Genomic DNA, 9988 nt, shown 5'->3' on the forward strand with positions numbered 1-9988 from the left:
CTCGTGCAGGCAGCCGCGATGCGGTGGGCGAAGACCAGGCCCTCCAGGAGGGAGTTGGAGGCGAGGCGGTTCGCGCCGTGAACGCCGGTGCACGCGGCCTCGCCGCAGGCGAACAGGCCGGGGACCGTGCTGCGGCCGTGCAGGTCGGTGCGGATGCCGCCGGAGGCGTAGTGGGCGGCCGGCGACACGGGGATGGGCTCGGTGACGGGGTCGATGCCCGCCGCGCGGCAGGCCGCGAGGATCGTGGGGAAGCGGCGGCGCCACATCTCCGCGCCGAAGTGGCGGGCGTCGAGGTACATGTGGCTCGCGCTCTGCTCCAGCATCCGGCGCGTGATCCCCTTGGCGACGATGTCGCGCGGCGCCAGCTCCGCCAGCTCGTGCCGGCCCAGCATGAAGCGGACCCCGGCCGCGTCGACCAGGTGCGCGCCCTCGCCGCGCACCGCCTCGGAGATCAGCGGCTGCTGGCCCTCCGCCTCCGGGCCCAGGTAGAGCACGGTCGGGTGGAACTGCACGAACTCCAGGTCGGAGACCTCCGCGCCCGCGCGCAGCGCCAGCGCCACGCCGTCGCCCGTGGAGACGGCGGGGTTGGTGGTGGCGGAGAAGACCTGGCCCATGCCGCCGGTGGCGAGGACGACGGCCGGGGCGTGGACGGCGCCGACGCCGTCGTGGCGGCCCTCGCCCATGACGTGGAGGGTGACGCCGGCGGCGCGCCCGTCGGCATCGGTGAGCAGGTCGAGGGCGAGGGCGTTCTCGATCGTCTCGATGCCGGCGGCCCGGACGGCGCCGACCAGGGCGCGGGAGATCTCCGCCCCCGTGGCGTCCCCCCCGGCGTGGGCGATGCGGCGCCGGTGGTGGCCGCCCTCGCGGGTGAGGGAGAGCCCGCCGCCCTCGTCGGTGTCGAAGCGGGCGCCGTACGCCTCGATCAGCCGGCGTACCGCCGCCGGGCCCTCGGTGACGAGGGTGGCGACGGCCTGTTCGTCGCAGAGCCCGGCACCCGCGACGAGGGTGTCGTCGCGGTGCTGGGCCGGGGTGTCGCCGTCGGCGAGCGCGGCGGCGATGCCGCCCTGGGCCCAGCGGGTGGAGCCGTCGTCGAGGCGGGCCTTGGTGACGATGACGGTGTGGCGGCCGGTGGCGGCGCAGGCGAGGGCGGCGGTGAGCCCCGCCACGCCGGAGCCGACGACGACGACGTCCGCCGCGATGGCCCAGCCGGGGGGCGGGGCGGGGAGCGCCAGTCCCTGTCCTGGCTGGAACAGGGGGACGGGCGGGGTGCGGTCGGCCCGCGGCGGCGTCGGCGTCGGCGTCGGCGTCGGCGCGGCGGGGCTCACCGCCGCCCTCGCGGCACGGGACGTCTCGTTGCCGTCACGCGGCGACGGGACGGGGCCCGGGGCGTCTTCGCACGGTCCCGCCGGGTCCGCGCCTCCTGCGGCCACAGCCCCCACCGGGCTGGGGCCTATGGGCACGGCGCCGGGCTCCGGCGCGGGCCCGGCGTTCACGCGGCGGCTCCGAAGGTGAGGCGCATGTTGTCGATCAGGCGCGTGGTGCCGACCTTGGCCGCGACGGCCATGATCGCCTCGCCGGCGTAGTCGTCCGGGATCTCGGTGAAGTCCTTCGGGTCCACCAGCGCGAGGTAGTCCAGCCGCAGCGGCGGGTCGAGCGCGGCGGCCTCCTCCAGCACGGCGCGGGCGGCGGCGCGCGCGCTGGCGGGCGAGGTGAGGTGGGCGGCGTCGGTGGCCACGGCGACGACGTGCGCGTCGGCCGAGGCGCGCGGCTCGTGCAGCGCGGCCAGCGCGGCGGCCCGCCCGGCCGCCCGCGCCTGGTCGCCGGGGGAGGCGGCGGCGACCCGGGCCTTCAGCGCGCCCTCGGCGGCCAGCCGGTCGTGGGCGGCGAACAGCGCGCGCGACAGCGCGAGGGCGGTGGCGCGCTCACGGCGGGAGAGGTAGCGGTTGCGGCTGGAGAGCGCCAGGCCGTCCTCCTCGCGGACGGTCGGCACGGCGACGATCTCGACGGGGAAGTTGAGGTCGGTGACCATGCGGCGGATCAGCGCGAGCTGCTGGGCGTCCTTCTCGCCGAAGCAGGCGAGGTCGGGGCGGGTGAGGTGGAGCAGCTTGGCGACGACGGTCAGGACGCCGTCGAAGTGGCCGGGCCGCGAGGCGCCCTCCAGGCGTTCGGCCATCGGCCCGGCGCTGACGCGCACCAGCGGCTCGCCGCCGGGGTAGACCTCGTCGTCGGTGGGGGCGAAGACGAGGTCGGCGCCGGCCGCCTCGGCGAGCGCCACGTCGGCGTCGAGGGTGCGGGGGTAGCGGTCGAGGTCCTCGCCGGTGCCGAACTGGAGCGGGTTGACGTAGACGGTGACGACGAGCTGGCCGTCGGGGCCCAGGCGTCGGCGGGCGGTGCGGATGTTGGCGGCGTGGCCCTCGTGCAGCGCGCCCAGCGTCATCACGACGGCCCTGCCGGTGCGGGTGCGGGATGCGCGCGGCGCGCCGAAGCGCGCGTGGAGCTCCTCGGCCCGGCGGACGACGGTGATGCTCATCGCGCTCTCCGGCCGGGCTGGGGGCTCCGCCCCCGGCCCCCCGTGGTGTGCGGGCGGGCGCTGGTGGTCATCGGTCTTCCCCTTCTCCCTTGTCTCCTGAACCCAACACGCCCAGCAGCTCCTCGGCCAGCTCCGGCTTCAGCAGGCCGTGGTCCAGCGCGCGGTCGGCGGTGGCGCGGGCCATCGCCAGGTACCCGGGCAGGGCGTGCGGCGCGTGGGCGCGCAGCTCGGCGACGTGGGCGGCGACGGTCCCGGCGTCGCCGCGCGCCACCGGGCCGGTGAGGGCCGCGTCGCCGGAGCGCAGGGCGTTGTCCAGCGCGGCGCCGAGCAGCGGCCCGAGCATCCGGGCCGGCGCGGACACCCCGGCGGTGCGCAGCAGGTCCATGGACTGGGCCACGAGGGTGACCAGGTGGTTCGCGCCGAGCGCGAGGGCCGCGTGGTAGAGCGGGCGGGCGTGCTCCGGGATCCACTCCGGCTCGCCGCCCATCTCGATGACGAGCGCCTCGGCGGCCAGCCGCAGCTCCTCGGGCGCGGTGACGCCGAAGGTGCAGCCGGCCAGCCGCTGCACGTCGACGGGTGTGCCGGTGAAGGTCATCACCGGGTGGAGCGCGAGGGGCAGCGCGCCGGCGCGCAGCGCGGGGTCGAGGACGGCGGTGCCGTAACGCCCGGAGGTGTGCGCGATGAGCTGGCCGGGGCGTACGGCGCCGGTCTCGGCGAGCCCGGTGACCAGGCCGGGCAGGGCGTCGTCGGGGACGGTGAGGAGCACGAGGTCGGCGTCGGCGAGCACCTCGTCGGGGGGGAGGAGCGGAACGCCGGGCAGCAGCGCTTCGGCGCGGCGGCGGGAGGCGTCGGAGACGCCCGAGACGGCGACGGGGCGGTGGCCGGCGAGGCGCAGCGCGGCGGCCAGCGCGGGGCCGACGCGGCCGGCGCCGACGACGCCGACGCGGAGGCGGGCGGGTCGGTCCCGCGCGTCGGGTGCGTCCGGTGTGTTCACGGCGGCTGGTGCCTCTTTCGGTGCTCTGCGTTCCGGTCCGTGGGGGCGGGTGGTGCGGTACCGGACGTCGAGCCCATGCTACGGCGCGGGGCGGGTGCGGGGCGCGAGCCGGGGGCATCGCCCCCGGACCCCCACCCGGGGCTGAGCGCCGTCGTCAACGGCCGCCCGCGCGGACCAGGCCCGTTTCGTACGCGAGGACCACCGCCTGGACGCGGTCGCGCAGGCGCAGCTTGGCGAGGATGCGGCCGACGTGCGTCTTGACCGTGGCCTCGGAGACGAACAGGCGCGCGGCGATCTCCCCGTTGGACAGGCCCTGGGCGATCACCATCAGCACCTCCCGCTCCCGCTCCGTGAGCTGGTCCAGCTCCGGGTGCGGGGCCTGCTCCCGCGCCGGCAGCATCGTCACGAAGCGGTCCAGCAGCCGCCGCGTCGTCGAGGGGGCCACGACCGCGTCGCCGCTGTGCACGGCGCGGATCGCCGCCAGCAGCTCATCCGGCGGCACGTCCTTGAGCATGAACCCCGCCGCGCCCGCCTTCAGCGCGGAGAAGGCGTACTCGTCGAGGTCGAAGGTGGTCAGGATCAGCACCTTCGGATCGCCCGGCCCGCCCTCGCCGCTCTGGCAGATGCGGCGGGTGGCCTCCACGCCGTCCAGCCGGGGCATGCGCACGTCCATCAGCACCACGTCGATCGCGGTGGCGCGCAGCACCTCGAGGGCCTCGGCGCCGTCCCCGGCCTCGGCGGTCACCTCCATGTCCGGCTGCGCCGCGAGCACCATGCGGAAGCCGGTGCGCAGCAGCGCCTGGTCGTCAACGAGCATCACGCGGATCGGCGTCGTCGGCATTGGCGTTCCCCCTGGGTACGGGTCGGGGTCGGGTCGGTCGGGTCGGTCGGGTCGGTCGGGTCGCGTCATCACGGGCTCGGGCTCGGGCTCGGGCTGGGGCTCCAGAGCGTTGCGGGCGTTGCTGGCGTTACTCCCCACCCGGCAGCGGCAGGGTGGCGGCGATGCGGAAGCCGCCGCCCTGGCGCGGGCCGGCCACGAGCACGCCGCCGACCATGCCCGCCCGCTCCCGCATCCCGATCAGCCCCTGCCCCAGGCCGTCGGCGCCACGCTCCTCGTACAGCTCGCGCTGCGCGCCCCGCCCGTCGTCCTCGGCGAGGACGGTCAGCGACTGCTCGCCGTACGTCAGCCGGACGGTGGCGACCACGCCCTCGCCGCCGTGCTTGCGCGTGTTGGTCAACGCCTCCTGCACGATGCGGTACGCCGACAGCTCGACGCCCCTCGGCAGCGGCCGCGGCGTCCCCTCGATGCTGAAGTCCACCTGCAGGCCCATCTCCCGCATCTGGTCGATGAGGTCGGCGAGCTGCTCGACGCCGGGCTGCGGCACGTAGTCCTGGTCGGTGGTGCCGCCGTCCTCGGCGCGCAGCACGCCCAGCAGCCGCCGCATCTCGGTCAGCGCCTGGCGGCCGGTGCCGGAGATGGTCTGCAGCGCGTTGCGGGTCTGCTCGGGCGAGCTGTCCAGCACGTACGCCGCGCCGTCGGCCTGCACGACCATGGCCGAGACGTTGTGCGCGACGACGTCGTGGAGCTCGCGCGCTATCCGGGCCCGCTCGGCGACCACCGCCATGCGGGCCTCCCGCTCCCGCTCCCGCTCCAGGCGGTTGGCGCGCTCCTCCAGCTCCGCGTAGTACGCCCGGCGGGTGCGGAGGCTGTCGCCCAGCACCCAGGCCAGGCAGAACGCGACGGTGAGGAAGATCGTCGAGATGACGGTGTTGGCGGTGCCGGTGTCCCCCGAGTTGTCCGGCCAGCGGAGGGTGACGATGGTGGGCGTGGTCAGGCAGCCGGCCAGCGCCAGCCGGGAGGGCACCCGCGGCGGGCGGGAGGCGATGGTGTAGACGATGACGAGGAACGCCCAGTTGCCCGGCAGCGGCGGGACGTCGAGGGCGACCTGGGCGACGCCGGTGACGAACGCCAGCAGCAGCATCCGCTCCGGCGAGTGGCGGCGCAGCATCACCACCACGGAGAGGGCGACGGCGACGCACGCGCCGCCCACCTCGTTCCCCTCCCAGCCCTCTTCCATGGGGGCGACCATGAAGAGTGCCGAGAGGACGAGCAGCACGAACGCCCCGAAGCCGTCCACCCCCACGGGATGGCGGCGCAGGAATTCGTACAGCCGGTTCACGTCACCCAGAGTAGGCATCCCAGTGGGTTGAGGAGTCAACCGGTGGGCCGATACGTGAAGCTCTCAACTACTCCTCAAGGTGGAGGGCGGCCGTACGGTGAAGCCTGTGAGTGAACGAGACGCGACGGGCTGGCGGGAAGCCACGGAACGGGCGTTGTACGGCCCTTCGGGCTTCTTCGTGCGTCAAGCCCCGGCGGCGCACTTCCGCACCTCGGTGCACGCCTCGCCGCTGTTCGCGGAGGCGGTGGCACGCCTGCTGGTGGCCGTGGACGCGGAACTGGGCTGTCCGGAGGAGCTGGCGTTCGTGGACATGGGCGCGGGGCGGGGCGAGCTGGCGGCCGGGGTGCTGGCGGCGCTGCCCGGGGAGGCGGCGGCGCGGCTGAGGTCGTACGCCGTGGAGCGGGCCGGGGCGCGGCCGGACGGGCTCGACGGGCGGATCGAGTGGCGGCCCGCAGCGCCGCCGCGCGGGGTGACGGGGCTGCTGTTCGCCAACGAGTGGCTGGACAACGTGCCGGTGGAGGTCGCCGAGGTGGGCGGCGACGGCGTTCCGCGGTACGTGCTGGTGGACGAGGTGGGGAGGGAACGGCTCGGCGAGGCGGTGGGCGGGGCGGACGCGGCGTGGCTGCGGCGGTGGTGGCCCCTGCCAGGCGAGCCGGGGGCGCGGGCGGAGATCGGGCGGACGCGGGACGAGGCGTGGGCCGGCGCGGTCGGCGGCGTGGTGCGGGGTCTGGCGGTGGCGGTGGACTACGCGCACACGCGCGAGCGCCGTCCGGCGTTCGGCACGCTCACCGGCTACCGCGAGGGCCGCGCGGTGCGGCCCGTGCCGGACGGAAGGTGCGACCTGACGGCGCACGTGGCCCTGGACGCCTGCGCGGCGGCGGTGGGGGGAACCGGGGGCGGCGAACGGGGGCCGGGGCGGGGCCCTGGTGCCCCCGTGCTGCTGGCGCAGCGCAGCGCGCTGCGGCGGCTCGGCGTCGACGCGCGGCGCCCGCCCCTCGCCCTCGCGGCGAGCGACCCCGCGGCGTACGTCCGCGCCCTCGCGCGCGCCGGCGAGGCCGCGGAGCTGACCGACCCGGACGGCCTCGGCGGCTTCACCTGGCTCGTGCAGCCCATCGGCATCGCCGGCCCGCTCCAGCTCCAGCCCCAGCCCCACCCCCACCCCCACCCCCACCCCCAGCTCTAGCCCCAGCTCCAGCCGGAACGGCTACTTGTCGATGTCCCCGACCACGAAGAAGAACGAGCCCAGGATCGCCACCATGTCCGCCACCAGCGTCCCCGGCAGCACCTGGCCCAGCGCCTGGATGTTGTTGAACGACGCCGACCGCAGCTTCAGCCGGTGCGGGGTCTTCTCGCCCTTCGACACCAGGTAGTAGCCGTTGATCCCCAGCGGGTTCTCCGTCCAGGCGTACGTCGCGCCCTCCGGCGCCTTCAGCACCTTCGGCAGCCGCTGGTTGACCGGCCCCGGCGGCAGCTCCGCCAGCCGGTCCAGGCAGGCGTCGGCCAGCTCCAGGGAGTTCTTCGCCTGGTCGAGCAGCACCTCGAAGCGGGCCAGGCAGTCGCCCTCCTCGCGCGTGGCCACCCGCAGCACGTCCCCCAGCTCGGCGTACGCCAGGTACGGCTCGTCCCGCCGCAGGTCGAAGTCGACGCCGCTGGCCCGCGCGATCGGCCCGGACACGCCGAAGGCGTGCACGATCTCCGGGTCGAGCACGCCGACCCCGCGCGTGCGCGCCCGGAACACCTCGTTGCCCACCACCAGGTCGTCGAAGCGGCCCATGCGCCCGCGCACCGCCGCGACCGCCTGCCGGGCCCGCTCCGTCCAGCCGGCCGGCAGCTCCTCCTTCAGGCCGCCGACGCGGTTGAACATGTAGTGCATGCGCCCGCCCGAGACCTCCTCCATCACGGCCTGGAGGTCCTCGCGCTCGGTGAAGGCGTAGAAGATCGGCGTGATGCCGCCCAGCTCCAGGGGGTAGGAGCCGAGGAACATCAGGTGGTTGAGCACCCGGTTCAGCTCGGCGAGCAGCGTGCGCAGCCACACGGCGCGCTCGGGCACCTCCATGCCGAGCATGCGCTCCACGGCCAGCACCACGCCCAGCTCGTTGGAGAACGCCGACAGCCAGTCGTGGCGGTTGGCCAGCACGATGATCTGGCGGTAGTCACGCGCCTCGAAGAGCTTCTCGGCGCCGCGGTGCATGTAGCCCACGATCGGCTCGGCGTGCGAGATGCGCTCGCCGTCCAGGACGAGGCGCAGCCGCAGCACGCCGTGGGTGGAGGGGTGCTGGGGGCCGATGTTCAGCACCATGTCGGTAGTCGCCCCGGCAGCAGCAGCGGCGCCGCCGACCCCGACCACCGTCGCCGTGCTCGCCGCCGTGCTCCCTGTGTCCGCCATGCGCCCCAGTCTGTCATCTCACCCCCACGCGGGCCCGGGCCTAAGCTTCACACCATGGCCATGAACGGGCGGGAAGGCGCGGGCGCGGAGGCGTGGCGCCAGGTGCAGCCCGGCCTGCTGCGGATGCGGCGGCTGCTGCTGGTGGCCTGGCTGACGCCGCTGACGCTGCTGGCCGCCGTGCTGCCGCCGGTGCTGGGCGGCGGGGCGGTCTGGGTGCTGCTGCCCGTGCCACCGGCGTTGGCCCTTGTCTGGGCCTGGTGGGCGGCGGGCGTCAACTGGCGTTCCTGGCGCTACCTGGAGCGCGACGACGACCTGCTGATCAGCCGTGGCGTGATGTGGCGCCAGCTCACCGCCGTGCCCTACGGGCGGATGCAGCTCGTCGAGGTCACCTCCGGGCCGGTGGAGCGGCGCTTCGGCCTGGCCCGGCTCCAGCTCCACACCGCCGCCGCGGCCACGGACGCGGCGATCCCCGGCCTGGCGCCGCCCGAGGCCGAGCGGCTGCGCGACCGCCTCACCGAGCTGGGCGAGGCCCGTTCCGCCGGGTTGTGAGGACCTGATCGTGGCAGCGCAGGCGACCCAGGCGACGCGGGAGTTCCCCGCCGGACGCGGCAAGCGGCTCCACCCCGTCACGCCGTGGCGGCGCACCTGGGCGCCGCTGGCCGGGCTGTTCGCCGTCGCCCTCAACAACGCCGAGGCGCTGGCCGAGTGGGCCGCCTCCCTCGGCGTGGTGTGGCTGCTGGTGCTGCTCGCCGTCATGCTGGCGTGCGCCGCCGCGTACGGCTACCTCTCCTGGCGCGTCACCCGGTACCTCGTCACCGACACCGAGCTGCGCATCCGCACGGGCCTGCTCTTCCGGCGCACCGCGCACCTGCGCCTGGACCGCATCCAGGCCATCGACATCACCCGGCCGCTGCTGGCCCGCGCGCTGGGCGTCGCCAAGCTGAAGATGGACGTGGTCGGCTCGGGCGCCGCCGACGAGCTGGCGTACCTGGGCGAGGCCGAGGCGCGCGAGCTGCGCGCCGAGCTGCTGGCGCGGGCGGCGGGCATCGCGCCGGAGGCCGCGCCGAACGCCGGGGAGGCGCCGGCCCGCGAGCTGTACCAGGTCGACGCCAGGCGGCTGGCCTGGGCGCTGGCGCTGCTCGGCGGCTCCTGGGGGCCGCTGCTGCTGGCGTTGCTGCTGTCGCCGGTGATCTGGGCGGTGACCGACAGCGTCTTCGCCGCTCTGGCGGTGGGCGTTCCCATGGTGGTGGGGATCTGGCGCAGCAGCCTGGGGAGCTTCCTGACGCAGTACGGCTGGACGGTGAGCGAGTCGCCGGACGGGCTGCGCCTTGACCACGGGCTGCTCCAGCGCGACCACGCCACCGTGCCGCCGGGGCGGGTGCAGGCGGTGCGGCTGGTGGAGCCGCTGCTGTGGCGGCGGCGCGGCTGGGTGCGGGTCGAGCTGGAGGTGGCGGGCGGCGGCAACCAGGGCGGGATCCTGCTGCCGGTCGCGCCCCGGTCGGTGGCGGCGGCGCTGCTGGGGCGGGTGCTGCCGGCCGTGGACATCGGCGAGGCGGTGGCGTCGGTGCGTCCGTCGCCGCGGCGAGCGCGGTGGGCGGCGCCGGTGATGTGGAAGGGATACGGGCACGGCGTCACGGACGCGGTCTTCGTGGCGCGGGCGGGGCGGCTGCGGCGGGTGCACACGCTGGTGCCGCACGCGAAGGTGCAGAGCGTGCGGCTGACGCGGGGGCCGTGGGCGCAGGCGCTGCGGCTGGCCCAGGTGCACGTGGACCACGGGGCGAACGGGACGGCGACCGCGCGGCTGGCGGACGCGGGGTACGCGGAGGGGGAGGTCGCCGCCCAGGCGGAGCGCTCGCGGCTGGGGCGCAAGAGCGCGGCGCCGGAGCGCTGGCTGACGG

General features: G+C 76.0%; 9 protein-coding genes. 3 read left to right on the forward strand and 6 right to left on the reverse strand.

All coding sequences use genetic code 11. The annotated features are described in order from the left end of the window. The 5 genes from ACTWQH_RS32085 to ACTWQH_RS32105 all read right to left on the reverse strand — a co-directional run. On the reverse strand, positions 1–1253 hold a 1253-nt coding region (locus ACTWQH_RS32085), incomplete at its 3' end, for an L-aspartate oxidase (RefSeq protein WP_443290342.1). 236 nt (positions 1254–1489) lie between these two features. Then, positions 1490–2530, reverse strand: a complete 1041-nt coding sequence (panC, locus tag ACTWQH_RS32090; protein WP_443290335.1) for a pantoate--beta-alanine ligase — start codon at positions 2528–2530, stop codon at positions 1490–1492. A gap of 67 nt (positions 2531–2597) precedes the next feature. Next, positions 2598–3524: a Rossmann-like and DUF2520 domain-containing protein gene (locus ACTWQH_RS32095; RefSeq protein ID WP_443290336.1), complete on the reverse strand. Its 927-nt coding sequence runs from the start codon at positions 3522–3524 to the stop codon at positions 2598–2600. Positions 3525–3678: 154 nt separating this feature from the next. Beyond that, positions 3679–4365, reverse strand: a complete 687-nt coding sequence (locus tag ACTWQH_RS32100) for a response regulator (RefSeq protein ID WP_443290337.1) — start codon at positions 4363–4365, stop codon at positions 3679–3681. Positions 4366–4492: 127 nt separating this feature from the next. After that, the gene (locus ACTWQH_RS32105) at positions 4493–5704 is read right to left on the reverse strand and encodes a sensor histidine kinase (protein WP_443290338.1); all 1212 of its coding nucleotides are present in this window, start codon (positions 5702–5704) and stop codon (positions 4493–4495) included. 106 nt (positions 5705–5810) lie between these two features. On the opposite strand from ACTWQH_RS32105, the gene ACTWQH_RS32110 reads away from it, so the two are divergent. Further along, a complete protein-coding gene (locus ACTWQH_RS32110; RefSeq protein WP_443290339.1) occupies positions 5811–6887 on the forward strand; it encodes an SAM-dependent methyltransferase in 1077 nt (358 codons plus the stop codon). 21 nt (positions 6888–6908) lie between these two features. Here the strand turns inward: ACTWQH_RS32110 and ACTWQH_RS32115 are convergent, their stop codons facing one another. Beyond that, on the reverse strand, positions 6909–8090 hold the full coding sequence (locus ACTWQH_RS32115; protein ID WP_443290340.1) for an NADH-quinone oxidoreductase subunit D: 1182 nt from the start codon (positions 8088–8090) through the stop codon (positions 6909–6911). Between the two features lie 54 nt (positions 8091–8144). Here ACTWQH_RS32115 and ACTWQH_RS32120 point away from each other — a divergent pair, with 54 nt between their 5' ends. Together ACTWQH_RS32120 and ACTWQH_RS32125 are read left to right on the forward strand one after the other, a co-directional pair. Continuing rightward, entirely contained in the window at positions 8145–8639 is a 495-nt protein-coding gene (locus tag ACTWQH_RS32120) for a PH domain-containing protein (RefSeq protein WP_443290341.1), read from the forward strand. Between the two features lie 7 nt (positions 8640–8646). Next, positions 8647–9988 (forward strand): PH domain-containing protein (locus tag ACTWQH_RS32125; RefSeq protein WP_443290343.1); only part of this gene is annotated, 1342 nt, incomplete at its 3' end.

Origin of the sequence: Streptomyces sp. 6N223 (genome assembly GCF_052246635.1) — a bacterium.
In the GTDB taxonomy this organism is placed as follows: domain Bacteria; phylum Actinomycetota; class Actinomycetes; order Streptomycetales; family Streptomycetaceae; genus Streptomyces.

Bases quoted from the DNA above. Each gene is read 5' to 3' on its own strand.
- panC (WP_443290335.1), bottom strand. From the start codon at position 2,530: ATGAGCATCACCGTCGTCCGCCGGGCCGAGGAGCTCCACGCGCGCTTC.
- ACTWQH_RS32100 (WP_443290337.1), bottom strand. From the start codon at position 4,365: ATGCCGACGACGCCGATCCGCGTGATGCTCGTTGACGACCAGGCGCTG.
- ACTWQH_RS32115 (WP_443290340.1), bottom strand. From the start codon at position 8,090: ATGGCGGACACAGGGAGCACGGCGGCGAGCACGGCGACGGTGGTCGGG.
- ACTWQH_RS32120 (WP_443290341.1), top strand. From the start codon at position 8,145: ATGGCCATGAACGGGCGGGAAGGCGCGGGCGCGGAGGCGTGGCGCCAG.